At 67.8% G+C, this 17,540-nt stretch carries 21 protein-coding genes; all 21 read right to left on the minus strand.

Annotated features, from left to right (window positions below; genetic code table 11):
• Window positions 1-36 precede the first annotated feature (36 nt).
• A complete protein-coding gene (locus tag FRZ44_RS18815) occupies window positions 37-1,176 on the minus strand; it encodes an HlyD family secretion protein (protein WP_151178625.1) in 1,140 nt (379 codons plus the stop codon).
• A gap of 307 nt (window positions 1,177-1,483) precedes the next feature.
• Window positions 1,484-3,160: a methyl-accepting chemotaxis protein gene (locus FRZ44_RS18820; RefSeq protein ID WP_151178626.1), complete on the minus strand. Its 1,677-nt coding sequence runs from the start codon at window positions 3,158-3,160 to the stop codon at window positions 1,484-1,486.
• A 466-nt stretch (window positions 3,161-3,626) separates the two neighbouring features.
• On the minus strand, window positions 3,627-3,839 hold the full coding sequence (locus FRZ44_RS18825) for a hypothetical protein (protein ID WP_151178627.1): 213 nt from the start codon (window positions 3,837-3,839) through the stop codon (window positions 3,627-3,629).
• A 91-nt stretch (window positions 3,840-3,930) separates the two neighbouring features.
• Window positions 3,931-4,197 carry a hypothetical protein gene (locus FRZ44_RS18830; RefSeq protein ID WP_151178628.1) on the minus strand — a complete coding sequence of 89 codons (267 nt, stop codon included), beginning with the start codon at window positions 4,195-4,197 and terminating at the stop codon, window positions 3,931-3,933.
• A 2-nt stretch (window positions 4,198-4,199) separates the two neighbouring features.
• On the minus strand, window positions 4,200-4,418 hold the full coding sequence (locus FRZ44_RS18835; RefSeq protein ID WP_151178629.1) for a hypothetical protein: 219 nt from the start codon (window positions 4,416-4,418) through the stop codon (window positions 4,200-4,202).
• A gap of 1 nt (window position 4,419) precedes the next feature.
• Window positions 4,420-4,638 (minus strand): hypothetical protein, encoded by a 219-nt coding sequence (locus FRZ44_RS18840; RefSeq protein ID WP_151178630.1) that lies wholly within the window; start codon window positions 4,636-4,638, stop codon window positions 4,420-4,422.
• Window positions 4,635-4,775, minus strand: a complete 141-nt coding sequence (locus FRZ44_RS27080) for a hypothetical protein (protein ID WP_191908185.1) — start codon at window positions 4,773-4,775, stop codon at window positions 4,635-4,637. Before FRZ44_RS27080 ends, FRZ44_RS18840 begins: the two co-directional genes overlap by 4 nt.
• A gap of 3 nt (window positions 4,776-4,778) precedes the next feature.
• On the minus strand, window positions 4,779-4,949 hold the full coding sequence (locus FRZ44_RS27085) for a hypothetical protein (protein ID WP_191908186.1): 171 nt from the start codon (window positions 4,947-4,949) through the stop codon (window positions 4,779-4,781).
• Window positions 4,950-4,951: 2 nt separating this feature from the next.
• Window positions 4,952-5,167: a hypothetical protein gene (locus tag FRZ44_RS18845; RefSeq protein ID WP_151178631.1), complete on the minus strand. Its 216-nt coding sequence runs from the start codon at window positions 5,165-5,167 to the stop codon at window positions 4,952-4,954.
• A gap of 3 nt (window positions 5,168-5,170) precedes the next feature.
• Window positions 5,171-5,647 carry a lysozyme gene (locus tag FRZ44_RS18850; protein ID WP_225308341.1) on the minus strand — a complete coding sequence of 159 codons (477 nt, stop codon included), beginning with the start codon at window positions 5,645-5,647 and terminating at the stop codon, window positions 5,171-5,173.
• Window positions 5,644-5,997, minus strand: a complete 354-nt coding sequence (locus FRZ44_RS18855; protein WP_151178632.1) for a hypothetical protein — start codon at window positions 5,995-5,997, stop codon at window positions 5,644-5,646. Before FRZ44_RS18855 ends, FRZ44_RS18850 begins: the two co-directional genes overlap by 4 nt.
• Before the next feature lie 53 nt (window positions 5,998-6,050).
• Complete coding sequence (locus tag FRZ44_RS18860) at window positions 6,051-7,355, minus strand: hypothetical protein (RefSeq protein ID WP_151178633.1); 1,305 nt, start codon at window positions 7,353-7,355, stop codon at window positions 6,051-6,053.
• Complete coding sequence (locus FRZ44_RS18865; protein ID WP_151178634.1) at window positions 7,355-10,900, minus strand: host specificity protein J; 3,546 nt, start codon at window positions 10,898-10,900, stop codon at window positions 7,355-7,357. Before FRZ44_RS18865 ends, FRZ44_RS18860 begins: the two co-directional genes overlap by 1 nt.
• A gap of 74 nt (window positions 10,901-10,974) precedes the next feature.
• Window positions 10,975-11,694, minus strand: coding sequence for a tail assembly protein (locus FRZ44_RS27090; protein ID WP_191908187.1), 720 nt, complete (start codon window positions 11,692-11,694; stop codon window positions 10,975-10,977).
• The gene (locus FRZ44_RS18870; protein WP_191908188.1) at window positions 11,691-12,470 is read right to left on the minus strand and encodes an NlpC/P60 family protein; all 780 of its coding nucleotides are present in this window, start codon (window positions 12,468-12,470) and stop codon (window positions 11,691-11,693) included. The genes FRZ44_RS27090 and FRZ44_RS18870 overlap by 4 nt, the downstream gene beginning before the upstream one ends.
• Before the next feature lie 60 nt (window positions 12,471-12,530).
• On the minus strand, window positions 12,531-13,235 hold the full coding sequence (locus FRZ44_RS18875; RefSeq protein WP_191908189.1) for a phage minor tail protein L: 705 nt from the start codon (window positions 13,233-13,235) through the stop codon (window positions 12,531-12,533).
• A 57-nt stretch (window positions 13,236-13,292) separates the two neighbouring features.
• Window positions 13,293-13,652 (minus strand): phage tail protein, encoded by a 360-nt coding sequence (locus FRZ44_RS18880; protein ID WP_151178637.1) that lies wholly within the window; start codon window positions 13,650-13,652, stop codon window positions 13,293-13,295.
• A 59-nt stretch (window positions 13,653-13,711) separates the two neighbouring features.
• Window positions 13,712-15,943, minus strand: coding sequence for a phage tail tape measure protein (locus FRZ44_RS18885; RefSeq protein ID WP_151178638.1), 2,232 nt, complete (start codon window positions 15,941-15,943; stop codon window positions 13,712-13,714).
• A gap of 58 nt (window positions 15,944-16,001) precedes the next feature.
• Window positions 16,002-16,295 (minus strand): phage fiber-tail adaptor protein, encoded by a 294-nt coding sequence (locus FRZ44_RS18890; RefSeq protein ID WP_151178639.1) that lies wholly within the window; start codon window positions 16,293-16,295, stop codon window positions 16,002-16,004.
• A 15-nt stretch (window positions 16,296-16,310) separates the two neighbouring features.
• The gene (locus FRZ44_RS18895; protein WP_151178640.1) at window positions 16,311-17,192 is read right to left on the minus strand and encodes a hypothetical protein; all 882 of its coding nucleotides are present in this window, start codon (window positions 17,190-17,192) and stop codon (window positions 16,311-16,313) included.
• Complete coding sequence (locus FRZ44_RS18900) at window positions 17,192-17,539, minus strand: hypothetical protein (protein ID WP_151178641.1); 348 nt, start codon at window positions 17,537-17,539, stop codon at window positions 17,192-17,194. The genes FRZ44_RS18895 and FRZ44_RS18900 overlap by 1 nt, the downstream gene beginning before the upstream one ends.
• Window position 17,540: the final 1 nt, after the last annotated feature.

A 17,540-nucleotide genomic window follows, 5' to 3' on the forward strand; every position in this document is an offset into this window, starting at 1 on the left:
TGTCGAAGAATCCCGTCGACGCCACCGATATTTCCTCTAAGGCGCGGGGTTGGCGGCGATGGGGCTGCCGGTGTCGACGGTCGCAATGACCGACATGCCCGGGCGCAACAGATCGCTCAAGGGATTGGGCTGGTCGATGGTGATCTTGACCGGCACGCGCTGCACCACCTTGGTGAAATTGCCGGTCGCATTGTCGGGCGGCAGGAGGCTGAACTGGCTGCCGGTCGCGGGGGCGAAGGCCAGCACATGTCCGGTGAGCTTCACGCCCGGATAGGAATCGACCGTGACGACCGCTGTCTGCCCGACGCCCATATGGGTGAGCTGGGTTTCCTTGTAGTTGGCGAGCACGAAGACGTCGGGCAGCGGAACCAGGGTGATCACCGTCATTCCGCTGGTCACATATTGTCCGGGGTTCACCTGCCGGCGGCCCACGACGCCGCGATTGGGCGCGAGGATCCGGGTGTCGCGCAGCGAAATCTGCGCCAGATCGAGGGCCGCCTGCTGGGCCGCAAGCTGGGCCCGCGCCTGCAGCTCCTGGGTATCAAGCACCGTCAGCTGCCCGCGCTGTTGGGCCAGTTGGGCTTTGCTCAGGTCGACCGCCGCCTGGGAGCGCTGCATCGCGGCCATCGCGCGCTCGACGAGCTGGTTCGTGCCGGCGATATGGCTGGCGAGCAGCTCCTGCTGGCGCTTTGATTCGAGACTGTCGCGCGTCAAGTCGGATTGGGCCGCCGCGACATTGGCCGTGGCCTGATCGATGATGGCCTGCTGAACCTGTTTCTGAACCGCCAGATTCGCGAGCGCGGCTTGGGTCGCCTGCACATTCGCCCCGGCCTGCGCGACCTGGGCCCGATAATCGTCATCGACGATCTCGACGAGGAGATCGCCGGCCTCGACCTTCTGAAAATCCGTCACGGGAACCGAACGCACATAACCGGAGACCCGGCTTCCCAGGGGAGCCAGGTCGGATTGCAGATAGGCATCGTCGGTCGATTGCAGCCGGGAGGAACCGACCCACCAGTTCCATTCGATGGCGAAGCTCGCGACCAGGAAGGCCGCCAGCAGGATCACGAAAATGCGGAGCGGCAGGCCGGACCACCGCCGCCACCGGGAGGGCGCCTTGGCCGCTGCGGGCGGCGGCGCATCATTCGCAGGGGGCTGCAACGCATCGGGCGACATCAACGCGCTCCCGGCACGGGAAACCCGTGAAAGAAGGCGCTGTCTCGCGACGACAAGATACCCTCTCTCGAAGCCACCTTATCATGTCCCCAATCCTCGGCCTTATGGGAGCCGGCAACCCGGCTGGGCCTCGAGGTGGCGTCAATATCGGAGGGCCGGACTGGCCGCGGCTAGAACGATTCCAGCGACAAAAACTATGTTGGCGGGGAACCCGGGGGCGAGGGCGAGAGAGGGAGGTGGCGCTGAAACGAACGGGGGCATACCGGCCCGTCGGCCGGTACGCCCCCCCGTCCTGTGTGAGCGGAATTTAAGCCGCGCGGATGGCGCCGAGGAAGCGATCGAGCTCCGAACGCAGGGTCTCCGACTGCTTCGACAGATCGCGCGCCGACCCCAGAACCTGGCTGGCCGCGGCGCCGGTATCGTCGGCAGCCTTGCTGACATGCGCGATGTTCGACGACACGTCGTTGGTGCCCTGGGCCGCCTGCTGCACGTTGCGGGCGATTTCCTGGGTGGAAGCCGACTGCTCTTCCACCGCCGCCGAGATGGTGGTGGCGATGGTGTTGATGGAAGCGATCGTCTTGCCGATGCTGGCGATCGCCTGCACCGAGCCCTGGGCCGCCTGCTGGATGCCCGTGATCTGAGCCGAGATATCCTCGGTCGCCTTCGCCGTCTGATTGGCGAGGGTCTTGACCTCGGAGGCCACGACGGCGAAGCCCTTGCCGGCTTCGCCGGCGCGCGCCGCTTCGATCGTGGCATTGAGCGCCAGGAGGTTGGTCTGGCTGGCGATGTCGTTGATCAGCCCGACCACGTCGCTGATCTTCTTCGCGGCCTCGTCGAGCACCTTGACCTGGCTGTTGGTCTGCTCGGCTTCGGCAACCGCCGAGTTGGCGACCCGCGTCGATTCCGAGACCTGGCGGGTAATCTCCTGGACCGAGGCCGAGAGTTCCTCGGCCGCGGCCGCCACGGTCTGGACATTGGCCGTCGCTTCCTGGGCGCCGGCGGCAACCGCCTGCGACTGCTTGGAAGCCTCCTCGGCCGAGCCCTGCATCGTCTCTGCCGCCGCCTGCAGCTCGGTCGCGGCGGAGGCCAGCGTCTTGACCACGCCGCCGACGGCCAATTCGAAATCGTTGGCCATTTTCAGCATGTCGGCCTTGCGCCGGGTCTCGGCGGTCTTCTTGGCCTCTTCCTGCTCGGCACGCAGGCGATCGGCCTCGATCATCTTGTCCTTGAACACCTGCACCGCCTGCGACATCGCACCGATCTCGTCGGCACGTTCGGTGCCGGGTATGGCGACGGTCTTGTCGCCCGAAGCGAGGCTCGACATGGCGCTCGTCATGCCGATCACGGGGCGGGAGATGCCGCGCACCAGCAGGAAGGAAACCACCAGATTGAGCAGGACGCCCACGATCGACAGGATCAGGCTGATCATGCTGCTGGTCCGGCCCCTGGAATCGGATTCCGCATCCGCAGCCTTGGCATTGGCGATCTCGATGTCGCGGACTTTGTATATCGGATCGGCCATGCGGCTCACGACCTCGTCGATCTGACCGTCCATGTCGCGGATCTCGGGGGTCATCTCCGTCGTCGCCTCGAGCGCCGGCATCATCTTGGTCTCGAACAATGCGATCAGATCCCGATATGCGGTCTGCGATTGCTGCAGCAGGGCCTTTTCCTCGTCGCTCTGCGCCACGGCCGTCATGCTCGTGAAGTTGACCTCGACGTTCTTCTTCCTTTCCGCCCAATCCTTGCGGGTGGTATCGAGTTCCCGGTTGATCTCGGCGTCGGCAATGATGCGATAGAGTTCCGCGCCGTCGCCGGCCGAAGCCGTCGCGACCGTCGCGTTCGCCGCACTCATGGCGCCGATATCCTGCAAGCTGCGGAAGCGATCCAAAGAGACATAGCCCCAACCGGCGAGGGCAAGAAGGATCGCGACATTGAGCGTAGCCGCCAGCATCATCTTGCCGGCGATTTTCATGCTGAGCATGGAAGTTCCTCGTGAGACCAGAATTGGAAACACGCGCACGCAGGATTCCGACAGCGCAAGGGCGGGAATGAGGGGCGCGATTTCGCCAATCTAGGCGGACGTCTCTCAAGGAATGATAAACGCGTTCGAACGACGCGGGGCGGGGAAGCATGGGGAGGAGCGGAACCGCTCGAGAACCGCGGCGTGGCGCGGGTTCCCTGCGGAACCGACGCGACCGGGAGCGGCCATGATCTCGGGGAGGGGGAAGTGGTGCCCAGGGACGGAATTGAACCGCCGACACGGGGATTTTCAGGCGTCGGCGTTCTGTTCCAGTTCAATGGCTTACCGGGTCGATCCATGGAAAACCGCCCGACCGCATCAAAGGCTTATGGCGATTCTGGCAAACATCACCAAGGTCCAGAAACGCAAAAAGACCCGGCCCCCTTTCGGGAGCCGGGTCCGGCTGGCAGGCGCGCGCGATCGCGCGTCAATAGCCGACGAGGATCCTATACCCCTTCCCCCGCATGCAATCCGTCACCGGATTCCCGAGCGCGATGAAGGGCTGGTTGTTCACGCACCAGGCCATGTCGCGGTTGTATTGGACCTGGGCGACGCCCTCCATGTCGACGATCGGCTGCGGCGTCGCCTGGCAGCCCGCCAGGAGCGCGGCCATGGCCGCCAGCATCAAGACCCTTCGCATCGTCTCTCCCCATCCCTGCCCGTCCAGGTTGCCCCAGGGACGCCCCGGGCGGCAAGGGGAACGCGACCGCCGCCGTCCCCTCGGCCGTCGCTCACCACCCCGGCCAGAGCAGCCGCCGCACGCCATGGCCGATCGCGGCGCCGACCAGGCAGAAGCCCCAGTCCAGCGCGCTGTCGCTCACCGAGGGCGTGTTGAGCGTCTTCCATTGCTCGCCCTCGCGCACGGCGCCATAGAACGCGGCCGCACCCATCGCCTCGATCCAGCCCGCGCAGAGCAGCCCGGCGGCGGCCCCGAACAGGATATGCAGCCCCTGGTCCCTGACCTGGTGCCAGAACCGCGTCGGCGAGCCATCGGGCATGGTCAGCCCTCGCCCCGGCAGGCGCGGACCTGGTCGCGCAGGCTCTTGTAATCCCGCACCACGACCACGATGGGGTCGTCGTTCGGCAGCGGCGCCAGCTCGTCGGCGAGCCGGGTCTGGAAATCCTGGCCATACTCGACCACCGGCGGGCAGCCCGTGACATAGCTCGGCGCGCAGCCGGCCAGCAGCGCGCAGGCCGCGAGCATGAGGAAGGTGCGCATGTCAGAACTTCCCCTTCCGCAGCGTGTCGATGACCGCCGCCTTGTCCGCCGGCGCCTTGGCGGCGGCTTCCTGCTCCCGCGCTCGGGTCTCGGCCGTCGCGTCGGCATTGCCGGCGCGCTGGTCTGACCCGCCCTTGCCGCGGCCGGCGAGATAGGCGAGCCAGATCACGGCGAGGATCAGGACGAAGCCGCCGCCGATGATGGCGTAGGTGGTCATCATGTCGGTGTTCCTCGGACGCGGTTTCGGATCCCGCGGTTCAGCTCGCGGCGGATCAGCCACAAGACCAGCAGGAAGAACCCGGCGCCGCCGGCCAGCAGGCAGACGGCGGCGACCGGGATCAGGACCCACCAGGGCATCGATCAGGCCTTGGGCGGCAGGTTCGGCACGACATAGACCAGCAGCGTCGTGATGACGCCGCCGATCGCGGTCACCAGCTCGGGCGTCGCCCAGTCGGTCGGCAGCCCGAACACGCCGGCGAGCGTGATGGCGCCGCCGAGGAACGCAACGATGGCCTTGTTGTAGGCACCCATGGTCAGTCTCCTTTGGTTTGGCCTTTGTCGGCCGGGGTGATGTCGATCCAGTAGTCGCGGCCCAGCACCCACCGGGCGCGGTCCTGCGAGGTGACGCGCGCCGGAATCGTGATCCGGATCGGCCGGCGGTCCAGATGGTCGGGATCGCCGAACGACACGACGAGGGCGCCGTCGCTGTCCTCGAGCGCGGTTGCCGTCATGCGGAAGCGCGTCTTCATGGTTCAATCCTCGAGATAGAGGGCGGCCTCGGCGAAGCGCCGGCGCAGCAGGCCGCGCAGCTCGGCGCCGCCGGCCCGGTCCCAGTTCGGGAATTCCCGGGCGGCCCGCAGCCGGAGCCCCTGGTTGTGCAGGTAGAGCAGCGTCGAATCGCCGAGCCCTTCGGGCTTGGTATCGGCGTCGATATCGCTCCCGACATTGAAGGCGAACGACACCAGCGCGTCGAACTCGCTGGGCCGCGTGTCGCGCCGCACCAGGCTTGTCACGTCGGCCTCGAAACGCGCCAGGTCGGCCACCAGCGCCGCGTCGGCCTGCGCCTGGGTCCAGACCAAGCCCGCCACGACCTCCGGCCCGGTATGGCCCCAGCCGATGGTCCAGCGGGGATCCTTGGCGCGGGCATCGAGATAGGCCGTCAGCCGGCATTGCTCGAACGACTTGATCAGGGCGAGGCCGCGCGGCCCGAGCTTCATCGCCGCCGTCACCAGCCGCTCGCCTTGACGAACAGGTAGCCGCAGATGCTGAGCAGAAACAGGATCGTCGAGCCGCCGATGGTAAAGAGGATGGCGTTGATCCGGCTATGGATCCGGGAGTTGCTCGATTTGGCGCCGTCGAAGCCGCTCTGCACCTCGCTGCGCAGGGTGCCGAGCGTCAGCGCCATCTCGGCCCGGAAATCATGCCGCTGCTTCGCGGCCTGCCGCCGCTCCTCCATGCAGTCTTCCTCATGTCGGGTCATGCGCCTGTCCAGGCTTTCCGCGAGCGCATGTGATTTCATCGCCAGCTCGATTGCCCGCGTGTCGAGTTGCCGCTGGGCCGTTTCCGCTTGATCACCCATTCCCGCACGCCCCCATGCCCTTGAGCCGGTCCCGCCAGACCGGTGCCCATCCCTTACGCCAGCTTCTCGAACTCCAGCACGCGATAGACCTCGACCTCGCCGGTCGTCAGCGCCGCGCCGAGACTGGCCGAGGTCGAGTTGCACCAATATTGCAGCTCGAGCGCCTTCGAGCCCGCGACGGTGAAGATCCCCTCGAGCGGCGTGGTCATGACGATATTGCCGGTGCTGCCGCCGACGCTGTGCCCGCCGACCAGGACCGTGGTGCCGTCGGTGATATTCCGCAGCCGGATGCCGAAGCCGACGCCGGCCGCCAGCATCGGGCCGAAGGTGCACCAGCCCCGGACCCGGTAGGTGCCGGCGGCCAGCGTCACGCGGTTGGCCGACAGCGCGCCGACGCCGTCCGGATCGCTGTCCTCGGTATTGAGCGCGAGCTGCGTCCAGGCGTTGGCCGCGACGCCGCCGCCGCCGCTGGTGCCCGACGAGACGGTATAGCTGTATTTGGCGTAGCTCAGCTTCGCCTGGAACAGCGCCGCCACCGCCGTCTTGAGGTTGGCCCAGGTGAACTTGCGTCGGTTGCCGGCCGAGGCCTTCTGCTTCGCGAACTGGTCGTCGTCGGCGAAAGTGGATTCGCCGGTCAGCCCGTCGATATTCAGGACGAACTGCACCTGCTCGTTGCTGCCGCCATTGATGGTCGAGACGCCGACGCCGCTGGTGCCCGACAGCTTCGCCCCGATATAGCCCTCGGTCGTGTCGGTGCCCGAGACCAGCACCTTCTTGTTGTCGGCCGAGCCCGAGCCCGAGGCGATCTTCCAGCCGGTCGAGGCGTCGAGCACCAGCTCGAGCGTCTCGCCCGGCGCCACCGCGACCGAGGTCGCGCCGTCGACCGTGTCGCTGGTCGCGTCGGCCCGCTGCACCGTCAGATCGTTGCCGGTGCCGTCATTGCGGAAGCCGATGGCGAAGCCCGCGAGCGCCGCCGAGGCCGCCGGCAGCTTGATGGTGAAGGCGGCCGAGGTCGGGTCGGCCAGCACGAAGGCGCCCTGGTCGGCGACCGTCGCGGTATAGGCCGCGGTCTTGCTCAGGATCCGGCGGCGGATACGCGGGCGCGTGACGGCGGCGCTGGAATCGATCTCGGCAATGATCGGCCAGTTGGCCAGGTCCGAGACCGTGCCGCCCTTGAACTTGCGCTCGTACCAGAGCGGATCGGCGCTGTCGTCGGTCCAGGTATACCCGGCCTCGGCATAGCTGGGCGGCGAGGCCCCCTTATGCGCCGTGTTCGCGGCGCTCTTGCCGCTGTTGTCCAGGCCGCGATAGCTGGTCCCGGTCTCGCCCGAGCCGATGGTCGGCGTCGCTTGGCTCATTATTGCTCCTGTCCCCTGCCCACCGCGATCCAGTCATAGGTGCGGCTGATTCCGGTGCCTGCGCTGTTGAAGAAGCGGATGCTGAAGCCGGTCCGGCTCTTGCTCGTGATCGCGTAATAGTCGCCGGTCGCCATGTCCTGCGCGTTGATCCCCACCGATGGCGAGGTGTGGAACGGACTGGCATAGGTGATCGTGTCGCCGGCGGCGTTCGAGACCACATCCTCCGCATGCGCCGTATCCAGCGGCAGCGTCGCCGTGACGCTGAGTTCCTCGGCGACCGGCCGCACGCCCGCGTCGAGGCTCTCGAGCTGGGCCCGGAACTCGGCGCCCCAGAAGAGATAGTCGCCCACGGTGAATGGCAGCCAGTCGCCCCAGGTCGGGGTTCCGCCGGGATCGTCGAGCGTCAGCCGGATCTCGAGCCGGATCCGCCATTGCGACGGATCGGCGCCGTCCCAGTTCGTGATCGCGTCGACATCGGTCCAGTCGTCGATCAGGTTGTTGAGTGATTCGCCGAAGGCCTTGACATGCGCGATCAGCCGCGCGCGATAGACCCCGCCCAGGTCGATCGCGTTGGCGAAGACATAGGTGCCGCTGGTCTCGCCGTCGGCGAGCGTGAGCTGGTCGGCGATCACCTGGGTATTCGTGCCGCTGCCGGCGAAGGCCGTCTCCTCGGTCGCCGTCTCGGTCGCCGTCAGGTCGATGCCGGCGACGGTCGAGACGATCAGCGTGGCGTTGGCGCTCTCTAGCCCGTCGCCCACCGCCTTGATCAGATAGCTGCCGACCAGCAGCGGCGCGTTGACCGAGGTCGCGTCGCGCCCGATCTGCTCGATCAGCACCGAGGCCGAGCCCCAGTCGGCGGCGACCGTCACCGGCGAGAAGCGCAGCTCGTAATGGGTCCGGTTGAGATTGACGCCGGCGATCCAGGTCAGATGCGCTTCGGCGTTCAAGGCCTGGATCGAGAAGCCCGCCACGTCGTCGAGCGGCCCCATCGTGCCGGTCAGGTAGACGTCGCGCCGCTCCAGCCAGCCCGAGCGCTGGCCGATGTTCGAGATCGCCCGCACCCGGAACGACCACAGCCCCGGCTCGGTGTCGAGGATCTGCAGGGACGTGCCCTGGATCCTCTCGTTCGCGATCTGGTACTGCTGCCCCGGCCGCTTCGCCTGCAGCTCATAGAACTGGCTGCGCCCGTCGCCGCCGTCCTTCCAGGACACGGTCACCGCCGCGCGCACCGAGGGGCCCGCGGAATAGAGCGATTCCTGCAGCGCCATGTCGCTCGGCAGGCGCGGCGGCAGCCCCAGGATCGACGTCGGCGGCGGGTCCAGCACCAGCCCCAGCTCGATGCGATCGTATTTGGTGGGGTCGTGCCGATTCCCGGTGATCTCGACCTGATCCTGTTCGATCTCGCGTAGACTCAGAATGTTGATCGGAATCGGTTTGATATCCGAGCTGGTTAGCACCCATACCGCCCCCGATGCCGGCGCCGCCGAGAAGGGCGGATCGACCTCGATCGTATCGGTGTCGCCGGCGCCCGTCGTCACGTCGCGATCCTCGGGCGCGTTGTCGGCCATGACAACTGACAGCGTATAGGTCTGGTCCGCGAACAGCGTCACCGCGGCGTCGAGCGTGATCGCGCTGTCGGTCGAGCCCGACTTGACGCGCCCGCCATAGCGCACGCCCGAGATCACCGGGTCTGCCACGGCCACCAGCATGCCCGGCGTCAGGTCGGCCTGGTCCCAGCCCGCGCGCCAGGTACAGAGCTCGCCCTCGCTCTTCTCGGTCTCCAGCACCCACAGTCCGGCTCGGTGCGACTGCCCCTGCGAGGTCGAACCATAGGCCAGCACATCGACCTGCCGCAGCCCCAGCGTGGCGATCCCGTCATCGTCCTCGACCGGCTCGATCGCCGCGCGATAGCCGTCGCCCGGGTCGTTCCATGTCACCGCGGCATAGGTATGCCGGGCCTTGAGCGCCGTCCCCTGCCAGTCGAAGCGCCCGCCGATGACGTTCGCCGGCGTGATCAGCCGCTCGACGTCGCGCGGCCGGTCCTGCACGACCGTCACGGTGCCCGAGGCCCAGAAGACCATGCAGCGGCAATTCGAGGCCACCGCCTGGATGACGCGATAGGCCTCCTCGCCGGTATTCAGCAGCCCGTTGAAGGTGAAGCGCGGCTCGGTGCCGCCGAAGCCGTCGGGCACCAGCTCGTCGTTATAGACGCCGATCTCGTAGAGCGCCCACTTGTCGACATTCTCGGCCGGGATGCCGCAGCCCCAGCGGGTGTTGGTCAGCAGCGCATAGAGGAACCAGGCCGGGTTGTTGGTCCAGGCCATCTGGAAGGTCCCATCCCAGATGCCGTCATAGGTCCGCGCCTCCGGATCGTAATTGGCGGGCACCTCCATGATCAGCCATTTGCCCTCGACGCCGCGCGAGGGCACCTGGTCGCCGAACTGCTCGGCGTCGACCGTGTATTTGATCAGCGCCGAATCCGGATAGATCAGCCGGTCGTCGATGATCTCGGTGTAGCGCGACCAGAAGCCGGCATTCTGGACCTGGGCGCTGTCGGAATCCGGCGTCAGCCGCGAGACCCGGATGTCCCAGGGCCCCGTGCCGGTGATGTCGATCCGGTAGCTGATCTCGTAGGGCGACATGGTCTTGCCGGTGATGACCGCGCCCTGCGGCACCAGCCCCAGCTTGGCGACCACGGTCCCGACCGTCGCGCGGACCTCGTATTCGTCCTCGGACAGCCCGGCGATCTCGAAGGTGGCGGACCCTGCTGTCGGCAGGAAGGCGGCCACCACGTCGTCGCGGGCCCCGCCGGCGCGCCGCGTGGCGTTCAGCACGGTGACGGTCTTCGACCCCAGCGCCGTCCAGCTCACATCGCCGACCGCGCGATATTCGGCGGCGACATCGACGGTCTGAGTTTTGGCGCCGCCCGCGGTCGTCGCCTGCACCGTGACTTGCAGGCCCGACGCGGTGTCGAGCGTCGTGTCGTCGAACGCCTCCCATTTGAGGTTGGTCGTCGAGCGGATCCAGGGCCCGCCATTGTCGCGCCACTCGATCAGATGCTCGACCTCGGACCCCACCAGGTCGCCGTTGGTCTTCTGCTCGAACAGCGCCGACAGCCGGATCGTGACCCGCACCGCGTCGAGGTCGGGATTGGTGATCGTCCGCGTGATCGGCGTGTCGAACTTGACCTCGACCCCGACCACCTGCTCGGATTCCAGCGCCGGATCGCCGGTGAAGGGCGCCTGGTCGGTCGTACCGGTGCGGAATTCCCAGGTGATGCCCTGGAAATTATACGACCCGTCGACCGCCTGCAGCTTCGTGTCCTCGAGCAGGATCGACTGCGAATCGTTCAACGGCCCGACCACCGGCCCCTCGCAGAGCAGGTCCGTCAGCCGCACCACCGACTTCGACCGCAGCGAGTTCGGATCCTCGCGCGGGGTATAGACCGTGCCGCCCGCCGCCTTGCCGCCGCCCTTGCGACCCCTGACGATCGCATCGGCCCCGGGCGCGCTGATCCGGTCGCCGCGGCCTTGCATGACGGGCATGGTTTTCCGATGTCGAGAATGTGGGCGGGATGGGGCGCGAAACGAGATCGAAGCTAGAAATCAGAGCGAAGCGATCAACCAATCTGTTCGGGCGTGATGCCGGCGGACACGACCTTCGAGCCGATCAGGAAGATCCCGACCGCAATCGGCACCGGCGAGCCTTCCTCCGAGGTGTTGACGACGCCGTTGGTGAGGAAGGAGGGGCGCTGATCCGGACGCTCGCGGTTGCCGTAATTGCCCGCATGGGGCTGCTGCGACAGCAGCGACGACACGCCCGACAGCACCATCGCCACGCCGAACAGCGCGATCTGGCCGTAGGAGATCGCGAGGCCGCCGACGGTGAAAGCCGTGGCCGCCAGGCCGGCGCTGCCCACAGCAACGCCGCCCGCCACCGAGCCGCCCAGCGAGGCCGCGCCGATCGCGCCGGCGGCCGCCAGCGAGGTGCCCGCCGTGAAGACCGCCGTCGCGATCAGGATCACCCCGATCACGATCTTGCCGATCATCATGCCGCTGCCCTTGGCGCCGGCGACGACCGGCACGATATGCAGGTCGGCATCGCCCAGTCGCAGCGAGATATCCTCGGGCCCGAGCGCCATGGCGGGCCGCGGCAAGAGCGGCGGCTGCACCCGCGGCTGGCGGATGACGCGGAACGCGCCGTCGATCATCGCCTTGCGGAAGCCCTTGAGCTGCGCCGCCAGGGCCCGCGCCGCCTCGCGCGGCGTGGCGACATCGAGCCTGAATTCAGGCCCGAACTGCGCCGCGAGCGAGCCATGCAGATGGACGGTGCGCATCATGAGCCGGAGCTTTCATGCCGCAGGCAATGGGTGATGAAGGGCATCCAGCGCGCGACCGGCTCCTCGATCGACAGCCGGCTCGGATCGAAGCCCAGCCGCCCGGCCTTGTGATGCAGGATCAGCCCGCGCCCGAGATAGACCGCGCCATGGTTCGGCACCGTCGTCTTCAGTCCGGCCTTGGCCAGGAAGACGTCGCCGCGCTGCGCCGTCGCCTTGTCGACGACGGTGAAGCCCGCCGGCCCGAAATTCTCCAGATAGAGATTGCGCCCCTCGGCGCCTTCGGGCTTCGCCCACCAGTCCCAGTCGCGCGGGCCCACCGGCAGCGTGACCCCGCGCTCCTGGCGATACCAGTCGCGGATCAGGCTCATGCAGTCGGTGACGCCATGCCGGAATGGCCGGCCCTTGAGCTTCGGCATCGGCACCGCGTCGCCCCACCAGAAGGGCGGCACCGCGCTTTCCTTGCCCGCGACGACGATGCCCCAGGGCAGGTCGGTCGCGATCTGGGCGCGCATGTCCGAGGCCGAGGGCCAGGCGACGGGATACTGCCCGTCCAGCACCGGATGCGAATGAACGATGCCCTGCAACCCGCGCGAGACCGCATCGAGATAGGCCGCGTCGGTCACTGCGAAAGTCTCGGCGCTCTCGATGGCGATGTTCGCCTGCGGCTCATAGACGCCCGCGACGACGAAGCCCACGGCCTCATTCGGCCAGGCCGCGACCGCATGCGCCCGCGCCGCCGCGCTCACCGCCTCGGTGTTGCAATCCTCGAATGACATGGGACTCCAAAACATCACGCCCCCTCCCCTTGCGGGAGGGGGTAGGGGGAGGGGTACTTCTCAGCGCACGCGGGCCACGCCAGGGAATCCCGAGAACGGCAACGGCTCGCTGCCGAACCGCAACGCGCAGTCCGCCAGCTTCTTTCCGCAGGAATCACTCTCGATCGACACCGGATTCCCGGCCTTGTCGAAATAGAGCGTGCCGGCATAGGGACAGGTCGCGCCGGTGTAATCCCAATCGCCGTCTACGAAACGCCGGTAGCGGAAGCGGCACCGGTTCCGCAGGATCTGGCGCGCCGGCAGGATCTTGCCTTCCTGGTCCAGCTTGGCCGACAGCTCGAACTCGACGAAGAACTTGTTGAGGCTCGACTTGCGCTCGACCGTGAAGATGTCGGGCCCGAAGAAGGCATCGGGCGACGGCGAATCGCCATTGTCGAGGAACTGCCGGAAGGTCCGGATGCGCGTCAGCGTCGCGCCGCGCAGGTCGCCGGCCTGCTGCACCAGCGCCGACATGGCGCGGGTCACGTTCTGCACCGTGATCTTCGGCGTCGGCAGCGCCCCGCGCCCGTTCCACTCGAACCCCTCGGCCATGATGTCCATGGGCGTGTAATCGAGCCCGTTGAACAGGATCGGCTGGCCGCGGTCCGAGGTCGGCGAGAAGCGATAGATCTCCGGCGCCCCCTGCGCCACCGCGTCGAGCGTGAAGAGATGCACGCGATCGCCAACCGACGGCGACTGCACCGCCTGCTCAAGGGTCTCGGTCATCATTCACCATCATCACGCCCCCTCCCCTTGCGGGAGGGGGTAGGGGGAGGGGTTATCTCAGAGATCGAAGACTTCTTTGAACGACGCCTGCACGCCCTCATGCCGCCCGCTGTCCTGGCGGCCGGAGCGGGCCCACTTCATGACGATGAAGACGCGGGCCGAACCTTCGCCGGACGGCGTCCAGTCGAAGGCGTCGTCAGTGCCGGTGCGCGCCTCGAAGAAGGCCTCGATCTCGTCGGCCTGGTCCGACGTCAGGGCCGACCAGGACACGTCGCGCATCTGCGGCATGGTGTTGAGCCCGTCGCCGCTGCGCTGGGTATAGCCGTCGCCGAACTCGTTGACGATCCGCCGCGGCTCGACGCTCTTGGCCGAGGGCCGATCCTCGGCTTTCGGCGGGGAAAAGGTGGGACGCGCCATGGTTCTTCCTTACGCCGGCGAGATGGGTTGGCGGGCGGCATCGAGCCGGCGGAAATACACTACATCCCCGTGTTGAGCATTCCACCCGGCCGCATCGCCGTGCGGATCTCCTGCGCCGCGACCACCTGCATCTGCCGCTTCAGCTCGGCGCCCAGCTTCTCGGCCAGGTCGGTGTTCTGCGCCGGCGTTCCGCCGCCGCCATTGACGTTGATCTCCTGGTTGATGACGACGGTCTGGCTGCTGCCCCCGCCGCCCGCGCCCCGCAGCATGACCGGGATCGAGCGCCCGTCTGGCAGCGGCACATAGGCCTCGGGCGTCGAGCCCTCGCCATGCAGGGCAAGCTGGGCCGTCCGGGCGACACCGCCGCTGCTGTAGCGCCGCAGCGGCACCGGCCCCCGCCCCGTCATCACGCCGCCATCGGCCAGCGCCGTCAGCGCCAGGCTCGACAGGCTCGAGAAGATCGCGTTGAAGATCGGCTGGGTCGCCGCCCGCAGCGCGATGCGCTCCAGGTCCTGCAGCAGCCCCTGCAGCACGTCGCTCAGGCTGCTGCCGCTGACCACCGCATCCTCGAACGCCGAGGAGAAGGTCTGCCCGAGCTGGTTGGCCAGCTCGTTGTTGTCGCCCAGCGCCTTCTGCTGCTCATAGAGCGTGTCGGACAGCGTGCGCGCCTTCTCGACCTCGTCGTCGGTCAGCGGCAGCCCGGTCGCCCGGTAGCGGTTGACCAGGTCGAGGAACAGAGCCTCTTTTTGGTAGGCCTCGTTGCTCTCGCCCTTGGCCGCGATCAGCAGCTTGTTGTCCGCGATCTCCTGCTCGATCGAGGTCGTGACCTGCTGGCGCTGCGCGATCAGCCGCTGGCCCCGCTCGTTCGCCTGGCGCTGTGCCTCTTCCTCGGCCACGGCGGCCGCCGTCGAGGCCTGGATTGTCGCCGTCTGCCGCTCGCGCGCCGACGTCAGCGTGAAGAGCGTGTCGGCCAGCGCCGCGATCTTCTGCCCGGCGGCCGTGTCGATATCGACGCCGGCCTGGGTCACCGCGTTATAGATCGCCTGTTCGCGCGACGACCGCCCGAGATTGGCGATCTGCAGCTCGAGCGCGGCGGCGGTCTTCTGGACCTTGTCGACGCCGGTCGAGGTTGGCAGCGGGTTGCTGCCGCCGCCCGCGGCGTCCAGGGTCGCGATCGTGCGGCCGCCATGGCCCGGCTTCTCGAAACTCGACGCGGGGCGGGCGATATCCCGCAGATTCTGTAGCTTTGCCGTCGTCGCGTCGATCTGTTGTTGCAGATCGGCAAAAGCGCCTTCCGAAACCGTGCCTTCCGGCAGGGTCAGCGCGTCGCGCATTTTCTGCTGCAGATCGGCGAGCTTCTTTTCGGTCTCCGAAATCTGTTGATCGATCGGCCCAGCGTCGAGGAGATCCTTGAGCGTCAGCACGGTGTTGGTCGCGGGATTCAGCCGCAGGATGATCTGCATCCAGGCCGGGATCGGCCGGTCGTGCAGCAGGTCATCGAGCCCGCCCAGCACCGAGGTGATCGCCGGCGCCAGGTCGATCGAGAGCGTCTGCGCCAGCTTCTTATATTGGAATTCGAGCGCGGCGATCTTGTCGGCCGCCTTGTCGGCGGCGTCGATCTGGTCCTTCGTCAGCACGTCGCCGGCGGCCTCGGCCGCCTTGCGGAAATCGTCGATCGCGGCCGAGCCGCTGGCGAAGATGGTGTCGAGCTTCTGGCCGGCCTTGCCGAACAGGTCGACCTCGGCCGCCGCCCGCTTCGCCGGATCCTGGATTCGGGCGAGCGCATCGGCCACGTCGCGCAGGATCGCATCGGTCGAGCGCAGGTTGCCGGCGCTGTCGAGGATCGAGACCCCGAGCGCATTGAAGCGGTCGATCGCGGTCTTGTTGCCTTCCGAGGCGTCGCCGATGGTCTTGGTCAGCCGGGCGACGCCGGTGTTGATCTCCTCGACCGAGACCCCGGCTTGCGTCCCGGCATATTGCAGCGTCTGCAGCAGGTCGGTCGAGATGCCGAGCTGCTGCGCGAGCTCGCCGAGCCCGCCGGCCGCCTCGAGCGAGGACCGTACCAGGTTGGCCAGTCCCGCCAGCGTGACCGCTGGAATCGCCGCCAGCAGCGCGCCCTTGAGGCCCGAGCCCAGCTTGTTGAAGGCCGAATCGATGCCGGACAGCTTCTGCTGGATCGTCCGCTGCGTCTGCCCGACGGCGGTATCGGCCTTGTTGAGCTCGAGCCGCAGCGCCGAGGTCGAGGCCTCGATCCGGACGAGAAGGTCGGCGACTTCCTGCTGCGACGCCATCAAGTCCTCTTCGCCTGGGGCAATGGGGTTGGTGGGGCGGCCGTTGCCCCAGGCCTAGTTAGAGTTCCACCACGTCCAGCATGGCTTCGCCTTCCAGCTTCTGGCCGTCGCTGTCGGTAACCTTCACCGTGATCGTGTAGCTGGCCCCGGCATCGCCGCCGGAGAACTTCGCCTGCGCGCGCTTGTTCGAGACCGCGCGCTCCGATTCCGTCAGCGGCTCGACATCCACGCCGCTCTGCCGCGCGATCACGACCGCCTCGATGCTGACCAGCTTGGCGCTGCGCAGCATCTTGGCGCCGAAATCGAAGCCGAAGATCCGGTCCTCGTAAGCGGTCTTCTCGAAATCGGCCATGGCAGCCCTTTGGTTCTAGCGCGACCGGACGACGGTCCCGCCGCGCAGCTTGACGACCGACGCACTGCCCGGCACCTCGACATGCCCGGGGCTCGACCCGACCTTCAGCACCGGCGTCCCGGCCTCGACCGCCAGCACCCGCGGGCTCGCCGCGACCTTCAGCCGCTTCGCTGCCGTGAATCCGATCGCCGTGACCAGGTCCACCAGTCCGCCGGCCACCGCCTGGCCCAGCCGCGCCAGGATCTGCGCCGCCGTGCCGCCGATCGTCTGCATCCCGGCCGCGGCCTGGCTGGTTTTCGGCAGCACCGCCGCCACCGTGCCCGCGATCCATTCGAGGGCGCCCGCGGCCTGCGCCAGCCGCGGGACGCTCTGCGCCGCCGCGCCCGCGATGCGCTCGACCCCGGCCGCAGCCTGCCCCAGCCCCGTCAGGATCTGGGCTGCTGTTCCGGCGACGCGCTGAACCGCCGCGGCGGCCTGGACCAGAATGCCGACGGTCTGCGCCGCGGCGCCGAAGGCCGTTTCCTTGGCCGCGACCGCCTGCGCCAGGACCGGCAGGCTCTGGACCGCCGAGCCGATGATCCTCTCGACCGCTGCCGCGGCCTGGGCCAGCGCCGTGAACGTCTGGGCGGTTGTGCCCTTGATCGTCTCCAGCGCCGATGCGGCTTGGCCGAGAGGGATCAGCGTCTGCGCGACCGTGCCGGCGGCGAGGCTGGTCGTGCTGGCCGCGACGGATTGCGCGAGCCTGATAAGTGTCTGCGTCGCGCTGCCCGAGATTTTCTCGGTGCCGGCGGCGGCCTGTCCCAGCCGGGGCAGGGATTGATCGGCGGTGCCCGTGGCGTTTCCGCCCCCCGCCGATGCCTCAGCGGCCGGCGCGAGGGGCTGGAAGAGCCAGGACATCAGCCCACCTTACGGATCGACCAGGTAATGGTGCGGTCGGTGCCGGCGATCTTTTTAAGCGTAATATCCCAGCCGTTGATCAAGACCAGGGACGGCATGACGAAGATAGGCGGCGATTGCGGGCCGACCGGATTCGACTGGTAGACGACGCGCTGCGTATCGCTCGACTGGACCTTCTCGTAAGCCTTGATCTGGAACTCGTCGCCGGTCGCCATCGCGTTCAGGTCGATGAAGGTCTGAAACACACCGTCGCTGGTTTCGACATCGGGGCCAGCCGTGTTGGTCGTCAGCGACGTTTCCGTGCCCGAGATCGTCGCGGAGCCGGCAAAGGCTTCACTGATCGCCACT

Source organism: Hypericibacter terrae, from assembly GCF_008728855.1.
Classification (GTDB): Bacteria; Pseudomonadota; Alphaproteobacteria; order Dongiales; family Dongiaceae; genus Hypericibacter; species Hypericibacter terrae.